This window comes from Carboxylicivirga agarovorans, from assembly GCF_050589845.1.
Lineage (GTDB): Bacteria > Bacteroidota > Bacteroidia > Bacteroidales > Marinilabiliaceae > Carboxylicivirga > Carboxylicivirga agarovorans.
In genome coordinates this window covers 385,278-405,841 of sequence record NZ_JBNGPA010000001.1, presented here as the reverse complement: position 1 = coordinate 405,841, position 20,564 = coordinate 385,278, and the positions used below count along the sequence as shown (strand labels likewise).

Below are 20,564 nucleotides of genomic sequence, written 5' to 3'. Positions count from 1 at the left end.
AATTAATCATGAATCAGCCAAACAGTTGTGCAATGCGTTCAATGCCCTCACAAAGCTTATCAATTTCCTCTTTTGTATTATATATGGCAAATGAAGCCCTGATCGTACCCGGAATGTTGTAGAACTGCATCAGTGGTTGTGCACAGTGATGACCGGTTCTTACTGCTATCCCCATTTTATCGAGCATGGTTCCAAGGTCAAACGGATGAATGTCTCCTATCAAAAAGGATATGACACTTGTTTTGCTTGCGGCAGTTCCAAAAAAGCGTATGTCTGGTATTTGTGCCAGTTTTTCAGTGGCATACTCCAATAGTTCGTGCTCGTATTGCGCAATATTATCCAGTCCGATCGACTGCACATAATCGATTGCAGCGCCCAGGCCCACAGACCCTGCAAAATCGGGTGTGCCTGCTTCAAACTTAAAAGGTAATTCATTGAAGGTGGTGCCTTCAAATGAAACGGTTTTAATCATCTCGCCACCGCCATGGTAGGGCTCAAGTTTGTTTAGCCACTCTTCCTTGCCATAAAGAACGCCAATGCCAGTGGGAGCATATAATTTGTGACCACTGAAAACGTAGAAATCACAATCAAGGGACTGTACATCAACATTGACGTGCTGAATAGCCTGCGCTCCATCAATTAAAACCGGAATATCTTTACTGTGGGCCAGGTCAATTAGCTGTTTAACAGGATTGATCGTGCCCAATGCATTTGAAATATGAGCTATCGATACTAATTTGGTTTTACTATTCAGGAGTTCATCAATAGCATCAAGTACCAATTCTCCATCCTGGTTGATGGGTATATAACGTAATTTAACCCCCTTACGCTTTTCAAGTAATTGCCACGGTACTATGTTGGAATGGTGTTCCAGCTGACTTACAAGTATTTCGTCACCTTCCTTTAAAAAAGTTTCACCAAATGATGAAGCAATAAGGTTTATTGACTCGGTTGTTCCCCGTGTGAAGATTACTTCGTGCAAATGTTTTGCATTGATAAACTTCTGAACCTTCAGCCGTGCATTCTCATGAGCCTCGGTACAAACATTGCTTAAATGGTGAACCCCGCGATGAATATTACTATTATACTTTTGGTAAACCTCTGATACGGCATCGATCACTATCTGTGGTTTGTGCGTTGTTGCTGCGTTGTCAAAATAGACCAATGGTTTGCCGTGAACTTTTTCCTGAAGAATAGGAAAGTCTTTTCGTATTTGTTCAATATTAATATTCATTGTCTGGCTGTGATTATTTAACGACAAAGACACGAAACATACAACAATTACCTGTTGTACCTTTAGTGCCTTTGTGGTTGGTATATGTTTTAGATCGTTTAAACCTAAAAGAGTACTCTGTTTATAAGCAACTTACGCTGGTTCCTTGCTGACCACAAACAACACAAGAGTCGCATTTGTCAAATTCTCCTCTGAAGCGTTTTTCAACGAGGCTTCTGATATTTTCTTTCAAAGGCTCCACTCTTATTTTTTCAATAACCTCGTAGGCGAAAGCAAACATCAGTAATATGCGTCCTTCGGCCTCATTAATACCGCGGGCTCTCAGATAGAACATGGCTTCGTCATCCAATTGACCAACAGTGGCACCATGGCTGCATTTTACATCGTCAGCATATATCTCAAGCTGAGGTTTGCTGTTTATTTTGGCGTTCTCTGTTAAAAGCAGGTTATTGTTGCTTTGGTATGCATTGGTTTGCTGAGCATCCTGTTGAACCAGTACGCGACCAGTAAAGGCCGCGGAAGCAGAATCATCCATAACTCCTTTGAATAACTCAAAGCTCTGGCAATGCGGTTTAGCATGATCGATAAAAGAATAGTTATCAACATGCTGGTTCTTATCACTCAGATACAGCCCGTAAACATGGCTTTCGCAATGCTCATCATCCATATTAACGCGTATGTTGTTACGCGTTACGCCAGAATGAAGGGTCAGGTTGTTGGTAAGTACATTCGAGTGCTTCTTTTGCTTAATGAACATGCCTGCCACCTGTGTTGTCAGGTTATGCTGATTTTGTATATTATATATGTCAAACACACTGTTTTCACCGGCAAAAACCTCCGTCAGGTTATTGATCACAAACTTTTGCGGAGAAATGGTGTGATCACACAGCATGACTTTAGCCTGTGCATTATCTTCAACTATCACCAGGTTGCGCTGAAATACCAGGCGGTCATTATCACCTGTCATAATGTTAACCAGCTGAATTGGTTTATCAACCACAATGCCTTTGGGTATATAGATGAAAGCACCATCCTGGGCAAATGCTGTATTCATGGCAGCCATTGCATCGCTGTCAACAGGAGCATTGCTGTTGTAATATTTTTCAAATAACTCAGGTTGCTCAGCAGCCTTTTGGCGAATGCTTCCAATGATTACACCTTTAGGTAAGTCGCTCGCTTCATCTTGCTGAGCAAACCAACCATTTATTAAAAAGACGTTATGCGTATCCAGGTTAGGAACGCCACAATTGAATTTACCGGCAGAGCCATTAATAGCTGCTTTTGAATCAAAAGCAATATCAAACGAGCCTTTGAAGAAAGGTTGCAGGTTGGTGTACTTGTATTCTTCAACCTTGTTTGATGGTATCCCTTTGTTAATGAATGATTCAAATGCCTCGGCCCTTGATTTATTCATTTTGTCAGGAGCGCCGTTTTCTATAAGAGAAAGGTTCTCTTTGTATAGTTGGCTATATTCATCTTGCAGATTGACTATTCGGCAAGTTTTATTCATAATTATTGATTTTTAGTAGTGAGCCCCATTGAATACGGGGTAAGTACAAAGTATCTGTTTTGCTTTTCAAACCTGCATTTGTTTATGCCGATCTGTACTCAGTACTAAATCTTAATCTTCAAACTCTTTCTTGATCCAGTCGTATCCTTTTTCCTCCAGCTCATGCGCCAACTCTTTGCCGGCAGACTTAACAATGCGGCCTTTGTATAAAACATGTACGTAGTCGGGTACGATATAATCCAGCAGGCGCTGGTAGTGAGTGATCACAATTGTTGATGTTTCAGGAGATTTAAGTTTGTTAACTCCATTAGCAACAACTCGCAATGCATCAATGTCTAATCCTGAGTCAGTCTCATCAAGGATGGCTAATTTCGGTTCTAGCATTGCCATCTGGAATATTTCATTTTTCTTTTTCTCACCACCTGAGAACCCTTCATTTACAGAGCGGTTTGTCAGGTTAGAATCAATCTCTACCAACTTTTTCTTTTCACGCATCAGTTTCAGGAATTCACTCGCAGAATATGGATCTTCTTCACGATATTTGCGATGCTCGTTAACAGCCGTTCGCATAAAATTGACCATGCTAACACCTGGTATTTCAACCGGGTATTGAAAACTTAAGAACAGCCCTTCCCGAGCTCTGTCTTCAGGGGCCAGATCTAAAAGGTCTTTTCCTTTAAAAGAAACCTGGCCTTCACTCACATCAAACTTTTCATTACCGGCCAATACTGATGATAAGGTACTTTTGCCTGAACCATTTGGTCCCATTATGGCGTGTACTTCACCTGGTTTAACTTCAAGGTTGATACCTCTTAATATTTCTTTATCATCTATTTTGGCGTGTAAATCTTTAATGACTAACATATGTTGCTACTGTAAATGTTTCTAATTATTGTTAATTAACTGTGGGTTATCCCACACTGCCCTCAAGGCTGATTTGTAAAAGCTTTTGCGCTTCGACAGCAAATTCCATCGGTAATTGGTTAATAACTTCTTTAACGTAGCCATTAACGATCAAACCCACTGCATCTTCAGTGCTCAAGCCGCGCTGATTGCAGTAAAATATTTGATCTTCACCAATTTTAGAGGTAGTTGCTTCATGCTCAACCTTGGCTGAGTTATTGGCAATTTCCAGGTATGGGAATGTGTGAGCGCCACATTTATCGCCTAATAGCAATGAGTCACACTGGCTGAAGTTTCTGGCGTTTTCTGCCTTCTTCGATACTTTAACCAATCCGCGATAACTGTTTTGACTTTTACCAGCTGAAACTCCTTTGGAGACGATCAGACTGCGAGTGTTTTTCCCAAGGTGGATCATTTTTGTTCCTGTGTCGGCCTGCTGGTAGTTATTTGTAACCGCCACGCTGTAGAATTCGCCAACAGAATGATCTCCTTGTAATACACAGCTTGGGTATTTCCAGGTGATCGCTGAACCGGTTTCAACCTGGGTCCATGATATCTTAGAATAGTCTCCCTTACAGATACCTCTCTTGGTTACAAAGTTATATATACCACCTTTACCTTCTTTATCGCCCGGATACCAGTTCTGAACCGTTGAATACTTCACCTCGGCTCTTTCCATGGCAACAATCTCAACAATGGCTGCGTGGAGCTGGTTTTCATCCCGCTGCGGAGCAGTACAGCCCTCAAGGTAACTTACGTAGCTGTCATCATCGGCAACAATTAATGTACGCTCAAACTGTCCGGTATTCATTGCATTGATGCGGAAGTATGTTGATAGCTCCATTGGACAGCGAACACCCTTAGGAATGTATACAAAGGAACCATCGCTGAATACAGCAGCATTCAAAGCACCGAAGTAATTGTCCTGGTGAGGAACAACAGAACCAAGGTATTTCTTTATTAAATCAGGGTATTCCTGAATAGCTTCACTTATTGAACAGAAAATAATGCCCTTTTCAGCAAGTGTTTCCTTGAAAGTAGTTTTGACAGATACACTGTCAATAACTGCATCAACAGCCACACCAGCCAGCACTTTCTGCTCATCAAGCGGTATACCTAATTTGTCGAATGTTGCTTTTAATTCCGGATCTACATCATCCATGCTTTCCAGTTCAGGTTTCTTCTTCGGAACCGCATAGTAAATGATATCATCAAAATCAATCGCCGGAATATTAAGATGAGCCCAGTCGGGTTGTTTCATCGTTTTCCAGTGGCGAAATGCTTTTAAACGAAATTCAAGCATGAATTCCGGCTCATTCTTTTTTGCCGAAATCAGGCGAACGATATCTTCGTTCAAACCTTTAGGGAACTCTTCCATCTCAATATCGGTATAAAACCCATATTTATATTCCCCACCGGTTACTTCTTCTAATATTTTATCTTGATCTTCAGCCATATTGTACTTTAACTCATGTTCGTCAACCTAACAACGAAGCATATTTTAAGTTCATTGTGAATTTTAATTCAATAATTATTGGATTGATTGGTTATTGGAAGCGCAAAAATACACAATTATTTAGATTAAATAAAAGCAAAAATTGCCGAAATATATGCTTTACGACATCTATCAATGCTTTAGTATTCATGCAGCTTTGGCTTGGTTTAATTAATTTGATGTGCAATGGTTTTGTGATATGTCATTGCAGCTTCAGGTGATATATTAAGTACTTTTATTACCTAAATAAGAAATTATCCGAATTTAAGATCTGAAGCATTACCTGGTAAGATATATCCACCTGGTCGTTGGTCCAATATTTTCTTATACATGCCCTTTGCCATACCTTGTGCTCGCTTTTTTGCTTTTTCTGCCATTTCACCTTCAAATAACTGATCAATTGTTTCAGACCATAGTTCAACCCATCGGTCGAAATGAGTAGTGGTTATTGATTGTTTAAAAGCTTTATCCACTCCATGGTGTGCTTTGGCTGGGTTGCCATCAAAGCCTCTTACTTCCATTAAGTTAAGTTCCCAAAAAGCTGTTAGTAATTGATAGTGTTTTTCCCATTCTTTTTCTGTTGGGATCATTTTGTTGAAAAAGGGTCCTAACAAATCATCTGTTTGTATTTTGCTATAAAACTTCCTTACTAAAAGCTCTATGTCATTTCTTGTTTGTAATTTTGATTTAGTCATGTGTGAATCATATTATGTATTTTCAAAACAGCGGATGCTGACTATTGTTTAATTAATTCATTCTAAGTTTTAATTATGCCTGATTTTGATGCAAGTCAATTAGTAGAGCTAAAAAGCAAAATAAAAGGGGAGGTGGACATTGATAATGTTACCTGTATGGTATATAGTACTGATGCGTCGGCCTATTTTGAAAAACCAATTGGTGCTGTTGTACCACGTGATAGTGTTGATGTATGTGAAATTGTTTTGTTCGCGAAAAAGCATCAGTTGAATTTAATTCCACGCGCTGCAGGTACTTCATTGGCAGGGCAGGTTGTTGGTGCAGGCCTTGTTGTGGATGTTGGTCGGTACATGAATAAAATACTTGAGGTTAACGAGAAAGAAAGATGGGTGCGCGTGCAACCTGGTGTTGTGCTTGATGAATTGAATCAATACCTGGCCGACTATGGCTTGTTCTTCGGGCCTGAGACATCGACATCCAATCGCTGTATGATCGGAGGTATGGTAGGAAATAATTCGTGTGGGGCTCACTCTTTAATATATGGCAGTACCCGCGACCATACCATCGAGCTTAAAGGGTATCTGAGTAATGGAGATGAGGCTGTGTTTAAGGCGATCCAGCATTGGGAATTTGAACAGAAGTGCCGTGAGGAATCGTTTGAGGGTGAAATTTATCGCTCCATACGAGATGTTTTAACGAATAAGGAAAATCGGAAAAGCATAAGAAAAGAATTTCCACACCCCGAAATACATAGGAGAAACACGGGTTATGCGCTGGATTACCTGATTGATGCTTACCCATACAAGGAAGAAGGTGGGCTGTTTAATATGTGTAAACTTCTGGCCGGTTCTGAAGGTACCTTATTCTTTACGACAGAAATAAAGCTTAACCTGATAGACCTGCCACCCAAAGAGAAAGGGCTGGTATGTGTGCATCTTAATTCCCTGGAGGAAGCCCTTGAAGCTAATTTAATAGGACTGAAGTTTAATCCGGGGGCTATCGAACTAATGGATAAGGCCATTATGGACCTGACTAAAAAGAATGTGCTTCAAAATAAGAATCGCTTCTTTGTTGAAGGTGACCCTGAGGCATTGTTGTTGGTGGAATTTGCCCGTCATAATAAAAATGAAATAGTGCAGTTGGCCAATGATTTGATCGCTGCCATGCGTGAAAAAGGTTTTGGTTATGCTTATCCTGTTGTGTATGGCAGTGATATAAATAAAGTATGGAACCTTCGAAAAGCCGGTCTTGGAGTGTTAGGTAATATGCCGGGAGATGAGCGTCCTGTTCCGGTGATCGAAGATACAGCTGTTCGCCCGGAAGATTTGCCTGCTTTTATTGCCGATGTAAAGGCTATGCTTAATAAATATGGTAAGGATTGTGTTTACTATGCGCATATTGGTACCGGTGAATTGCATCTGCGACCTGTCTTGAATATGAAAAAGGAACAGGATGTTGAATTGTTTTACCAGATAGCGAGAGATACAGCAGAAATAGTAAAACAATATAAAGGATCATTGAGTGGTGAACATGGTGATGGTCGCCTGCGTGGTCAGTTTATTCCTTTAATGGTTGGTGAAAGCAATTACCAGCTGTTTAAAGATGTTAAGGGAATCTTTGATCCGGGTAACATATTTAATGCGGGAAAGATCACAGACACACCGCAGATGAATACTTCATTGCGTTATAAAGCTGTTGAGAATGAACTGAACAACAATACCTTGTTTGACTGGTCTTCTACATTGGGTTTTGCCAGGGCAGCTGAAAAATGCACCGGGTCAGGTGATTGCCGTAAAAGTCATTTGATTGGAGGAACGATGTGTCCGAGCTATATGGGTTCACGCGATGAGCGTCAGACAACCCGCGCAAGAGCTAATATGTTGCGTGAATTCTTCGTAGGAACTATTCCAGCTAACAGGTTGGGCTTCGATGAAGTTAAAGAAGTACTTGACCTGTGTCTGTCGTGTAAGGCTTGTAAGACAGAGTGTCCGAGCAATGTGGATATGACCAAGCTGAAGGCGGAGTTTATAAATGCCTATCATGGACAGTTTGGTATTCCATTGCGCTCAAAACTAATCGCCAATTTACCTTCACTCAATAAATTTTTAATGCCATTTTCGTACCTATATAATATAGGTATGAAAAATAAATGGGTCAAATTGCTTAATGAGAAATATTTTGGTGTTTCTGCCAAGCGGCATTTGCCAGGTCTCTCCAGCCAATCATTGATGAGGTGGAATAAAAAGCGTTTGACGTCAGAGCATGGAAAGCAGATATACTTTTTTGCTGATGAGTTTACCAATTATAATGATACTAAAGAAGGTGTTGCTGCTGTTTTGCTTTTGGAAAAGTTAGGATACAAAGTGATCATACCTGATCATAAGGCCAGTGGACGGACCTATTTATCCAAAGGGTTATTGAAAGATGCCCGTAAGTTAGCTGTTCATAATGTTTCTGTTCTGGCTGATGTGATAAATGAGGAGGCGTCATTGATCGGCATTGAACCATCTGCTATTTTAACCATACGCGATGAATATCCCGAATTGGTGCCGGAGGACTTAAGAGATAAGGCTGCTAAACTGGCAAGCCATACCTTCACATTTGAAGAATTTATTGCGCGAGAGTTCAATGAGGGTAATATTTCGTCAAATCAGTTTATTGAAAATAAGCAAACCATCAGGTATCATGCGCATTGTTATCAAAAGGCACTATCTGATACTAAATTAACCCAGTCTGTTTTGGAAATACCTGAAAACTATAGGGCCGAAGAAATTCCTTCAGGCTGTTGTGGAATGGCTGGATCTTTTGGATATGAGCGTGAACATTACGATTTATCAATGAAAATAGGTGAGTTGGTGCTTTTCCCGGAAGTCAGGAAGTCAGAAAAGGAATCACTCATTGTTGCTGCGGGCACATCGTGTCGTCATCAAATAAAGGACGGGACCGGCGTCGAAGCATTGCATCCGGCCATTGTGCTCTATAATGCATTGAAGTAATGAATTGAAAAGTTTCATGACGTTTCTTACCTTTATTTGTTTTTTTAATATTACTTGATAGATAGTAAGCGAGCTTTTTTCTATAAAATTAAAGGAGTGGGGAGGGGCTTTAAAACATGACAAAACGCAACTGCTTACAATTTTTGACTATTTGAGGCCTTATGTTTTGGTGATAATTGTCATGAAGTGCTAAAAAACATGTTTGTATAATTTTTAAGTAACTAAAAATCAACTAAATGCACAAAATGCAAAAAACTCGAAATTTCCTTACAAATTATAATGTCGTTATTTAAAAATATCTATTTTTGATACCATAATTATTACAAATAACAAGATCCAACATTTAATACCTTTTCAATATGGACGCTAAGATGAAGGAATTCATGGACAGTGTTAGGGTTAAAAACCCTGGCGAAGACGAATTTTTGCAAGCAGTGCAAGAAGTAGTAGAAACAGTTTGGGATTTCTATCAGGAGAACCCTCACTATAAAAAAGCTAAGATACTGGAACGTATGTGTGAGCCTGAGAGGGTAATCATGTTCCGTGTACCTTGGGTTGACGATAGTGGCGAGGTGCAAGTAAACAGAGGTTTCCGTGTTGAGTTTAACTCGGCAATTGGTCCTTATAAAGGTGGTTTGCGTTTCCACCCTAGTGTAACTTTAAGTGGTCTTAAGTTCTTAGGATTCGAGCAGACTTTCAAAAATAGCTTAACTACTCTTCCAATGGGTGGTGGTAAAGGTGGTTCTGATTTCAACCCAAAAGGTAAGTCAGATAATGAAATCATGCGTTTCTGCCAGGCTTTTATGAGCGAACTATTCCGTCATATTGGTCCTAACACCGACGTGCCTGCTGGTGATATCGGAGTTGGTGGTCGTGAGATCGGTTACTTATTCGGTCAGTACAAAAAACTACGTAACGAATTTACCGGTGTGTTAACAGGTAAAGGAGCTGAGTTTGGAGGATCACTGATCCGTCCTGAAGCTACAGGTTTCGGTGCTATCTATTTTGTTCGTGAAATGCTAGCTACTAAAGGTGAAACAATGAAAGGTAAAACTGTATCTGTTTCAGGTTTTGGTAACGTTGCCTGGGGTGCTGCTTTAAAAGCTGTTGAATATGGAGCTAAAGTAGTTACTATTTCAGGTCCTGATGGATATGTATATGATCCGGAAGGAATCTCAGGAGATAAAATTGATTACATGTTAGAATTACGTGCTTCTAACCAGGATATCGTTTCTCCTTACGCAGAGCGTTACCCGGAAGCTACATTCTACGCAGGTAAGAAGCCTTGGGAACAGAAAGTTGATATCGCTATTCCTTGTGCAATTCAGAACGAGTTGAATGAAGAAGATGCTAAGACATTGATCGCTAACGGATGTCAGGTAATTGCTGAAGCATCTAACATGGGTTGTACTGCTGAAGCAGCTTTCTTAGCAACTGAAAAGATCGCATTTGCTCCTGGTAAAGCAGTTAACGCAGGTGGTGTGGCTGTATCAGGTTTGGAAATGACACAAAACAGCATGCGTTTGAACTGGACTGAGAAAGAAGTTGATGATCGTTTAGATCAGATCATGACCAGTATTCACAATGCATGTGTTCAATATGGAACTGAGCCAAACGGCAAAGTAAATTACATCAAAGGAGCTAACGTTGGCGGTTTCGTGAAAGTGGCCGATGCAATGATTGCTCAAGGTGTTGTTTAAATTTTTCTAGATGCAACAATATAGGCCGTCTCCTCCCCGGGACGGCCTTCTTGTAAGCAGAAATGTGGAATAAATCATTCGTTTATCGACCTTAAAATCGATAAACATTGGTATTTTTGAGCTCACAAAAACTGAAGAGGCGTGATTGATACACATTCGCACATTTACTTGTCTGAATTTGATGAAGATAGAGCAGAAGTTGTTGAGCGGGCAAAAAGTGCAGGGCTTAAAAAAATTTTGTTACCCAATGTTGACGGAGATACCATCGAGTCGATGCATCAGCTGGAGGAACAATTCAGTGGTTTTTGTCATGCCATGATGGGAGTACACCCGACATCTGTTGACAAGAATTATAAAAGAGCGCTTGATGAAGTGAAAAAGCACCTGGATGCAAGGGCGTATATCGCTGTCGGAGAAATTGGTATTGATCTGTATTGGGATAAAACTTATCGTGCTGAACAGATGGAAGCCTTTGAGCAACAGATTATCTGGGCAAAAGAGCTTAAGTTACCAATTGTCATTCATTGTCGAGATGCATTCGCTGAAGTATTTGAAGTTGTAGAGAAGCAATTAGACGATAAGTTATTTGGTGTTTTTCATAGTTTCTCAGGTGGTCATGAAGAAGCACAGCGAATTTTGAGCTACAATAACTTTATGATGGGTATCAATGGTGTAGTGACATTCAAAAATACGAACCTGAGAGAGGTGGTTAAAGAAATTCCATTGAATAAACTGGTGCTGGAAACAGATGCACCTTACCTGGCACCTGTACCAAAGCGCGGCAGACGAAATGAGCCGGCATACCTTGAAAAAGTTGCAGAAACAATTGCACTGGTTCATGGTGTAGAGATAGAAGAGGTTAAGAAGCAAACAACCATAAATGCAACGCAGCTTTTTGCTGTATAAAGTAAGAACAGAGATGGAAGAAAGAAAGATATTAATTATTTATACCGGAGGTACAATTGGTATGGTTATCGATCCTGAAACCAATTCATTGGTGCCTTTCGATTTTGAAAGTATATCAAAGCATGTACCTGAATTACGCCGTTTTGATTTTCAGGTCAAAAGTATTTCTTTCGAACCACTTATTGATTCTTCAGATATGCACCCCGATATATGGGTTGAATTGGTAGAACTAATTGAAGAGAACTATTCATTATATGATGGATTTGTTATTCTTCACGGTACCGATACGATGGCCTATACAGCCAGTGCACTGAGCTTTATGCTTCAAAACCTTAAAAAACCTGTTGTTCTAACAGGAAGTCAGTTGCCACTGGGAACCATTCGTACCGATGGGAAAGAAAATTTAATTACTGCACTTGAAATTGCCGCGGCACAAAAAAACCGCCAGGCACTGGTGCCTGAAGTATGTATATACTTTAAGGATAAATTATTCAGGGGTAACAGAACGACGAAATACAATGCTGAGCATTTTCACGCCTTTCGTTCCGATAATTATCCACCGTTGGCTGAAGCAGGGATTCATTTAAAGTACAATTATCCTTATATCAGGTATACAACTTTGAATGGTACATTCCGGGTGTCCAAAAAGATGGATACAAATGTGGCATTGTTAAGAATCTTCCCCGGTATTAACAAAGATGTGGTTAAGGCTGTACTTAACGCACCAAATATCAGAGCTGTTGTGTTAGAAACATACGGTTCGGGTAACGCACCTACTAAACAGTGGTTTTTGGATGCTATCAAAGAAGCACTCGATCGCGATCTTATTATATTAAATGTAACACAATGCCTGGCAGGTAGTGTTGAAATGTGGCGCTATGAGACAGGAGTTCACCTGCTGGAACTTGGCGTTATCGGTGGTTATGACATGACAACTGAGACCGCAGTAACCAAGCTAATGTATCTTTTGGCGAACTGTTCATCAATCGAGGAGGTGAAGGCAGGTTTAAATAAATCGCTACAGGGAGAGATTCATATATAAATTACGGGTCGTCGTATTTTAACGCCCCATCTTAATCTCTAATTCTTTCAGGTTAGCTTAGAGGTAGTTGCATCGCTGAAAAGATGTAGCTTATCTTTCTGTTTCCGAATATTTAACTCGAATAGTCATCAATATGTTGTGAATAACGAAAATTAACAGTTCAAAGTTTGTAATTGACTTTTTTTTTGTAATTTGCAACCCTGAAAAATTAAAGGGTTTGAACCTTTTTTGTAACTTTATATAAGAAAGGAAAAGGGGACAACATTAAACTATTTTGAGTATTAACAATACTAATACAAATCAAAATTTTTAGCAGACTATGAAAAAGCTATTTGCGTTTTTAGCAGTAATTGGAATGCTGAGTGCCGGTGCCAATGCCGTATATGCTCAGGAAGAAGAAAATGTAGCTGGCGAAGCTACGGAACAGGTGGCTGAAGAAACAGCTCCTAGTGAAACACCAGCGATGGCCGTTGAGGAAGAAATGGCAGAAGCACCAAAAGGTATTCACAAACAAATTAAAGTGAAATTCATCGAAGGTGGTGCCATCTTTATGAGTTTCGTATTGTTATGTCTAATCTTCGGTTTAGCATTAGCAATTGAAAGAATCATTTACTTGAATCTTGCTTCTACAAACACTAAGAAGTTGCTTCAAAACATCGAGAATGCGTTGAACGACGGTGGTGTTGAGGCTGCAAAAGAAGTTTGTCGTAACACAAGAGGACCTGTAGCTTCTATTTTCTACCAGGGTCTTGATCGTTTTGACGAAGGTATTGAAGTGGTTGAGAAGTCAGTAGTTTCTTACGGTTCAGTTCAAATGGGTCTTTTAGAAAAAGGTTTAACCTGGATTTCATTGTTTATCTCACTTGCTCCTATGCTTGGTTTCATGGGTACGGTAATCGGTATGATTGACGCATTTGATAGCATCCAGGCGATGGGTACTATTTCTGCAACAGCTGTAGCAGGTGGTATTAAGTTGGCCTTGATTACTACTGTATCTGGTTTGATCGTAGCAATTATCCTTCAGGTATTCTACAACTACCTTGTGTCAAAAATTGACGGTATTGTAAATACTATGGAAGATGCTTCTATCTCTCTACTAGATATCTTAGTAAAATATAACATGAAAAAATAATTGTCATTATGACGAAGCTTTCAAAAATTTTAAATATTGTATTATACCTGTTGTTAGCAATAACACTTGTGTTCGCCGGACTGTTCTTTTTCGGTGGTGATGAAGTAGGTGCAGCCCTTTATACACCATTGTATACAGGATCATTCTTGAACTGGGCTAAGTTGTTAGTATACATTGCAGCAGGTTTATCACTATTATTTGAAGTATTTCACCTTGTCGTCAACCCAAGGAATGCAATGCGTTCTATCATATCGATGGGTATTTTGACGGTGATTGTATTAGTGGCTTATTTAATGTCTGATGATACACCTCTTCAAATGGTAGGTTATAATGGATCTGATAATGTTCCTAGCATGTTAACCTTAGCTGGTACCATGTTATATGGAACTTACCTTTTGTTTGGAATAGTTGTAGTAGCTATTCTATATTCAGAAATATCGCGTCTGTTTAAATAATGGCCCGTCCTGATTCATTTCAGGACATAAATTTAATTATCTATGGGTAAAAGAGAAGTACAAGAAGTTAATGCAGGGTCAATGGCAGATATTGCTTTCTTGTTACTTATCTTCTTCTTAGTAACCACAACCATGGATACTGATACTGGTTTAGCAACACTTCTTCCACCACCGGTTGAAGAAGAGCCAGAAGATACACCGCCTGTAAAAGAGCGTAACGTATTTACGGTGCTAATTAACAGTCAGAATCAGTTGCTGGTTGAAGGTAAACCGATGGAGATAAGCAACCTAACAGAAGCAGTAAAAGAATTCATCGTCAATCCGTTGGATGACGAAAACTTACCTGAAAAAAATGTGAAGGAAGTTGAATTCTTTGGTACTGTGGAAATAGGAAAGGGTATAATATCGTTACAGAACGACCGTGATACAGAATATCAGACTTATTTGATGGTTCAAAACGAATTGTCGAGAGCAATCAATGAGTTAAGAGACGAAGCGTCAAAGAGAAAATTCGGTAAAGAATACAACGAGCTTGAGAAAGAAGAGCAAAAAGCAGTACGTACACTTTATCCACGTAAAATCTCTGAGGCAGAACCTAAAAACATAGGAAAATAGATTATGGCAAAGTTCAGAAAAAAGAAGAGCGGAGGCCAGCAAGCTATTAACACGGCCTCTTTACCTGATATCGTATTTATGTTGCTTTTCTTCTTCATGGTTTCAACAACCATGAAAGAGGTTGACTTAAATGTAATAGTTAAGCCAGCACAAGCAACAGAATTAGTAACGCTTGAGAAAAAAGAGTTGGTAACATTTATTTATGTAGGTGTACCGGCTAAAAAATATCAATCGTTATATGGTAGCGAACCTCGTATTCAGTTAAACGATCAATTTTCAACAGTTGCTGACATTCAAAGTTATATCGCCCAGTCGCGTGATAACATGAGTGAAGCAAACCAGTCGAAAATGATTGTTTCAATCAAAGCTGATAAAGAATGTCCAATGGGTATCATTACTGATATCAAACAGGCATTACGTAAGGCAGCAGCATTGAAACTAAATTATTCAGCTGCAGAAATGGTTGTTGACAGATAATCGATACTACTAGTATATAGAAAAAGGGAAGTCATTTTGACTTCCCTTTTTTTGTGCTTTTCACCCTGGTGTTTTATTAACATTTTGTTACAATTAAAAAATGTTTCTATTTTAGGCAACTTAAATTTATTCCGGCCACTAAATAGATAGATAATACCTTGAATACATCAGAGATCATAAATGCTTGTGAGAAATTCCTGTCTGATCATGATCTGGAATCATTTAAGTTATTATACCACCACTATTATAAAAGTCTGTGTTTTTTTGCCAGTGAATATACCAAAGAGGAAAGTTTGTCCGAAGACATTGTTCAGGACGTATTTACACAAGTATGGGAAAAGGGACTGGAGCTGGGAGGTGCTTCAAAACTGCAAGGCTACCTGTACGCCATGGTTCGCAATAAGTGTTTAAATCAAATTAGAAGCCTTGGCCACCTTCAAAAGTACCAGGCACACGAAACTCCTATAGAAGATTGGGAGAGTGATGAATCAATTCGAATAGTCAAAGCTGAAGTTTATCGTGAAATAATGGCATCCATTGAACAATTGCCTGCAAGAGCGCGTGAAGTCTTTGAATTGAGCTATCTGACTCAATTGCGGGAACAGGAAATAGCTGATCGACTTGGAATCTCCGTTAACTCGGTTAAAACCCACAAAAAAAGGGCGCGTTCCATATTAAAAGATGAACTGAAACACTTGTTTGACCTGCTCATTATTTTGCGTCTCTAAAAAAATATATATTTTTTTTAAAGTCTTTTCACCTGATTTTATTTTGTGATTGTCATACCTGAAAGAAGATGCAATGAGTCTGTTCAAACTGTCCCATATAATTGTAAAATATCTCAGAGGTGAAAATTCTACTGATGAAGAAGCTATGCTTAACAGCTGGCTTGAAGATGATATTCAACATCAGGAGCTGATAGGGCAATTACAGGATGAAGAACGTCTGGTCAATGACTTAAAAAGGTTTAATCAATTTGATGTTTCTAAAGCATGGGGGAAATTTGAGAGCAGGCAGAATATACATCTCAAGAAAAACAACATGTTAATTCCATTCCTAAGGGTTGCTGCCGTAGCTGCATTGATTGTTTCTGTAAGTGTTACAGTTTATTTTCTGACAATAATACCAAAGGAGCAGGTTGTTTTGGTCAACACTATCATTGAACCGGGTAGTACAAATGCCATTTTAAAGGTCAATGACGAAAAAGCTGTTTCCCTGACTGATTCAGCAAGTTCTGAAATTACTAAAGAAAAGGAACTGATAGCAAGTGTTAAAAAAGGACAAATTTCGTATGGAAAGAGTGTAGATACAGTAAAGATGACTGTTCAGGTGCCTTTACAATCAGAATACCAGTTTGTATTAGCTGATGGAACAAAAGTATGGATGAATGCAGCTAGTAAGGTCGAATTTAAGTATCCCTTTGCTACCGACAGGCGTGAAATATTTGCAGAAGGTGAAGTTTATCTGGAAGTTGCCAAAGATGCTGAAAGACCATTTATTGTGAATCTTCCAACGGCAGATGCTATTCAGGTTTTGGGCACACAGTTTAATGTAATGGCATATCCCGGAGATCAAGAACAGCAAACAGTACTTGTGGAAGGTAGTATCTTATGGAGGTCCGAAACGGGAAAAGAACGTATACTTGAACCCGGACAATTACTTGTGCAGGATAACTTTAGTAAGGATATAGAAGTAAAAGAAGTTGATGTATATCAATATATAGCGTGGAAAGATGGGCGCTTCGTCTATGAAGGTGAAACACTGGAAAACATTATGAAATCCTTATCGCGCTGGTATGGTGTGGAAGTTGCCTATGAGGAAGAAGTTATCAAAGACTTGCATTTTAGTGTTGATGTGAGGCGATATGAACAACTGAACGACATACTGTCAAAACTTCAATTAACTGAAAAAGTCTACTTTGAGATCAACGGATCAACTGTATTAGTATCAAAGCATAAATAAAAAAACAGGAAGTGGTGCAACACCTCCTGTTTGAGCCTAAAAGCTTAATGCTTATGGCTTAATGTTTAATCATTCAATTACAAATCTATGAAAAAAAATCGGGAATTACTGTACCCGGATGGGAGGGGTACACCCAAAATCATGAGGATTATGAAATTAACCCTTATCTTAATGTTCGTTGTGCTCTGGCAGGTATCAGCAACAACTTATAGTCAGGAAACTAAGTTGACGTTGGACGTTAGGAATGCATCTGTAAAGAAGGTATTTAAAGCCATTAAGAAACAGAGTGAATTTACCTTTATTTTTAATGAAGAAGATATTGCCAAGGTTGAATCTATCTCATTAAATGTTGACGGCGAAACCATTGAGTCTGTACTAAAAACCTGTTTGTCTGAATCAGGCTTAACCTGGCAGGTGATAGATGAAGTCATTATTATTAAACCTGATAGTAATAACTTTCAGCAAGAGGATATCATCGTTAAAGGTAGAGTTACAGACGAAAAAGGTTTACCTATCCCGGGGGTTAATATTATTGTGGTCGAGTATAACAACGGTACTATCACCGATGCAGATGGTAATTATGAGTTACGTGTGCCGGATGCAAATGTTAACCTGGCCTTTACTTTTATTGGTTTTGAAAAACAAACCATTGCTCTTGAAGGCCAAACGGAAGTTAATGTGCAGCTTCAAACCGAGATCAGTGAGATTGGTGATGTAGTGGTTACTGGTTACTTTAATCAAACAAAGGAAAGTTTTACCGGATCAGCTGTTACTATCTCTGCCGATAAATTAATCCAGGCAAGCAATCAAAATATTTTACAATCCATTCAATTGGTAGATCCTTCTTTTATGCAACTTGAAAATACACTGGAAGGATCTAATCCCAATGCAATGCCTGATTTTCAGATACGAGGTTCAGCCAGTGTAGATATGCGCGATGAGTATGAAGGCAAACCCAATATGCCGACCTTTATTCTTGATGGCTTTGAAGTGACCGTAGAAAAGGTGTATGACCTTGATCCATACAGAGTCCGTTCAGTAACAATTCTAAAGGATGCTGCCGCTACTGCAATCTATGGTTCGCGCGCTGCCAATGGAGTGGTCGTTATCGAGACACTGGCTCCTGAAGGAGGCAAGATGGCAGTAAGTTATAAAGGTGATTTCACTTTCTCAGGTGCAGATTTATCAGACTACGATCTGCTGGATGCTACAGAAAAATTAGACCTTGAAGTGGCAGCCGGCTTATACGAAGGAGCAGGCCTGGTGCAGAATTTTGAAGATGCCCAGGAACAATATAACGAAAAGTTAAAACTGGTAACTCAGGGCTATAATACCTATTGGTTGAATAAACCTGTTGAAACGACAGCTCTTAGCCATAAACATTCTCTTTTGCTAGAAGGTGGTAATGATGAAATTCGGTATGGTATCGACCTGAATTATAATGATCAGAACGGTATTATGAAAGAGTCGGGGCGTAAGCGGATGGGAATTGGCTTGAAGTTTCAGTATACTTATAAAAATCTGATTTTAAGGAATAAGCTGACCTACGACAATGTAAAGGCTGTTAATTCTCCCTATGGTACATTTAGTACTTATGCAAAATTGAACCCTTACTACAGGTACAAAAATGATTTGGGTGAGTATGAATACGTTCTCGAGAGAATAGGGTATAGTAATGTGTATAATCCTTTATATAATAGTACGCTAAATACTATTGACGAATCTAAATATGATGACCTGATCAATAATTTTGACATTGATTGGCGAATGACAGATGATTTAAGGTTGAAAGGCTCGCTTTCAATTAATAAGAGAATTAATTCGGTTGATAACTTTAAGCCCGGAATACATACCGATTATGCGACTCAATCAGATATTAATAAGAAAGGAGAATACTATACTGAAAGAGGTGAACTAACCAGGTGGGAGTCCAATATTGTTTTAAATTACTTCAAGCAGATTAATAAACATGTTTTCAATGCCAACGGTATATTCAATGCCAGTGAGGAGCATTTTAAAAACATGACTGTTTTAGCTGAGGGATTCCCAAATGAAGACATGGATCATATTGACTTCGCCATTCAGTATGAGGAAGATGGGACGCCTGGTGGTAGTGAATTTACATCGAGGTTAATAGGATTATCAGGTAATATTAACTATAGCTTTGATAACCGTTATTTAATGGATTTATCATACCGTATGGATGGTTCATCAGCTTTTGGTTCAGACAAACGCTGGGCTCCATTCTGGGCCATGGGAGCAGGTTGGAATTTGCATAATGAGAACCTCTTTAAAGATTCTAAAACAATTAATGAGTTTAAATTAAGAGGCTCCTATGGTTCAACAGGAAGCGTTGATTTTAATCCTTACCAGGCCATGATGATGTATAATTATCGCACCGATTTGATTCATCGATTTGAAGCAGGAGCGACACTGATGGCTATGGGAAATGAAAACTTATCATGGCAGCAAACACTGAAACGCAATATTGGACTTGATTTGGTAATTTTTAATAATCGCTTATCTGCTACCATAAACTATTATAATGATATATCTAAAAACCTATTGGTTGATATTGACCTGGCACCTTCATTAGGATTTTCTCAATACAAGGAAAACCTTGGGGAATCCAGGAATGAAGGTATTGAATTGTCATTACGTTATGACCTTATTCGCAATAAGGGTGGCCTAAACTGGTCAGTTTATGGCAATGCCGTTCACAATGAAAATACTTTATTAAAGCTATCAGATTCTCTGGAAGAGTTTAACGCCCGACAAGATGAAGAAATAACCAATCCGGAAAGTGGTAAAAGACATCTTGTTACCCGCCCACGCGTCAGGTATGTTGAAGGACAATCAATGAATGCCATCTGGGCCAATAAGTCCCTGGGTATTGATCCAACAACTGGGAAAGAGATATTTGTTACTAAAGATGGTGGAACGACACTGGTATGGGATGCAGATAATATGATGGTTTGCGGCGATAGTAGTCCGGATCTGTTCGGTAATTTCGGGACAAATGTCAGTTATAAAGGTTTCTTGTTAAACGTTGTTTTCAGATACCGTGTTGGCGGGCAGTACTACAACCAAACACTTGTTGACCGGGTTGAGAATGCTGATCCTGCTTATAATACAGACCGAAGAGTGTTAGAAGCCCGTTGGGAGAAGCCAGGGGATATGACTTTCTATAAGGATATAAAAGACGATAGCTACACCAAACCAACCTCACGATTTATTCAGGATTACAGCTTTCTGGAGTTTGCCACAATAAACGCATCCTATGAATTTAATCCAAAGGTAGCGGAAAAGGTAGGTATGAAGCGCTTAAAAATGCTGTTTTACATGAATGATATATTCAGAACTTCTACGGTTAAAGTAGAGCGTGGTATTAACTATCCATTTGCTCGAAGCTTTTCACTTGGTATACAGGCACGATTCTAA

General features: G+C 39.2%; 16 protein-coding genes. 11 read left to right on the top strand and 5 right to left on the bottom strand.

Going from position 1 to position 20,564, the window contains the following annotated elements; genetic code table 11:
- Window positions 1-13: 13 nt before the first annotated feature.
- The 5 genes from ACRD69_RS01550 to ACRD69_RS01530 form a co-directional block, all read right to left on the bottom strand.
- Complete coding sequence (locus ACRD69_RS01550) at window positions 14-1,234, bottom strand: aminotransferase class V-fold PLP-dependent enzyme (protein WP_430813297.1); 1,221 nt, start codon at window positions 1,232-1,234, stop codon at window positions 14-16.
- 121 nt (window positions 1,235-1,355) lie between these two features.
- A complete protein-coding gene (gene sufD, locus ACRD69_RS01545; RefSeq protein WP_430813296.1) occupies window positions 1,356-2,744 on the bottom strand; it encodes a Fe-S cluster assembly protein SufD in 1,389 nt (462 codons plus the stop codon).
- A gap of 111 nt (window positions 2,745-2,855) precedes the next feature.
- Window positions 2,856-3,608, bottom strand: coding sequence for a Fe-S cluster assembly ATPase SufC (sufC, locus tag ACRD69_RS01540; RefSeq protein ID WP_430813295.1), 753 nt, complete (start codon window positions 3,606-3,608; stop codon window positions 2,856-2,858).
- 46 nt (window positions 3,609-3,654) lie between these two features.
- Window positions 3,655-5,103, bottom strand: coding sequence for a Fe-S cluster assembly protein SufB (gene sufB / locus ACRD69_RS01535; protein ID WP_430813294.1), 1,449 nt, complete (start codon window positions 5,101-5,103; stop codon window positions 3,655-3,657).
- A gap of 293 nt (window positions 5,104-5,396) precedes the next feature.
- A complete protein-coding gene (locus tag ACRD69_RS01530) occupies window positions 5,397-5,837 on the bottom strand; it encodes a group III truncated hemoglobin (RefSeq protein WP_430813293.1) in 441 nt (146 codons plus the stop codon).
- 75 nt (window positions 5,838-5,912) lie between these two features.
- Here ACRD69_RS01530 and ACRD69_RS01525 point away from each other — a divergent pair, with 75 nt between their 5' ends.
- From ACRD69_RS01525 to ACRD69_RS01475, 11 genes are all read left to right on the top strand, one after another.
- Entirely contained in the window at window positions 5,913-8,834 is a 2,922-nt protein-coding gene (locus ACRD69_RS01525; protein ID WP_430813292.1) for an FAD-binding and (Fe-S)-binding domain-containing protein, read from the top strand.
- 359 nt (window positions 8,835-9,193) lie between these two features.
- Complete coding sequence (gene gdhA, locus ACRD69_RS01520; RefSeq protein WP_430813291.1) at window positions 9,194-10,534, top strand: NADP-specific glutamate dehydrogenase; 1,341 nt, start codon at window positions 9,194-9,196, stop codon at window positions 10,532-10,534.
- A 141-nt stretch (window positions 10,535-10,675) separates the two neighbouring features.
- Window positions 10,676-11,440 (top strand): TatD family hydrolase, encoded by a 765-nt coding sequence (locus tag ACRD69_RS01515; RefSeq protein WP_430813290.1) that lies wholly within the window; start codon window positions 10,676-10,678, stop codon window positions 11,438-11,440.
- A complete protein-coding gene (locus tag ACRD69_RS01510; protein ID WP_430813289.1) occupies window positions 11,415-12,482 on the top strand; it encodes an asparaginase in 1,068 nt (355 codons plus the stop codon). Before ACRD69_RS01515 ends, ACRD69_RS01510 begins: the two co-directional genes overlap by 26 nt.
- A 319-nt stretch (window positions 12,483-12,801) precedes the next feature.
- Entirely contained in the window at window positions 12,802-13,614 is an 813-nt protein-coding gene (locus tag ACRD69_RS01505) for a MotA/TolQ/ExbB proton channel family protein (RefSeq protein ID WP_430813288.1), read from the top strand.
- An 8-nt stretch (window positions 13,615-13,622) separates the two neighbouring features.
- Window positions 13,623-14,069, top strand: coding sequence for a hypothetical protein (locus ACRD69_RS01500; protein ID WP_430813287.1), 447 nt, complete (start codon window positions 13,623-13,625; stop codon window positions 14,067-14,069).
- A gap of 42 nt (window positions 14,070-14,111) precedes the next feature.
- Entirely contained in the window at window positions 14,112-14,684 is a 573-nt protein-coding gene (locus ACRD69_RS01495; RefSeq protein ID WP_430813286.1) for an ExbD/TolR family protein, read from the top strand.
- 3 nt (window positions 14,685-14,687) lie between these two features.
- Window positions 14,688-15,161: an ExbD/TolR family protein gene (locus ACRD69_RS01490; protein WP_430813285.1), complete on the top strand. Its 474-nt coding sequence runs from the start codon at window positions 14,688-14,690 to the stop codon at window positions 15,159-15,161.
- A gap of 158 nt (window positions 15,162-15,319) precedes the next feature.
- Window positions 15,320-15,889, top strand: coding sequence for an RNA polymerase sigma-70 factor (locus tag ACRD69_RS01485; protein WP_430813284.1), 570 nt, complete (start codon window positions 15,320-15,322; stop codon window positions 15,887-15,889).
- Between the two features lie 73 nt (window positions 15,890-15,962).
- Window positions 15,963-17,123, top strand: a complete 1,161-nt coding sequence (locus ACRD69_RS01480; protein WP_430813283.1) for a FecR family protein — start codon at window positions 15,963-15,965, stop codon at window positions 17,121-17,123.
- Between the two features lie 150 nt (window positions 17,124-17,273).
- The gene (locus ACRD69_RS01475) at window positions 17,274-20,564 is read left to right on the top strand and encodes a SusC/RagA family TonB-linked outer membrane protein (RefSeq protein ID WP_430813282.1); all 3,291 of its coding nucleotides are present in this window, start codon (window positions 17,274-17,276) and stop codon (window positions 20,562-20,564) included.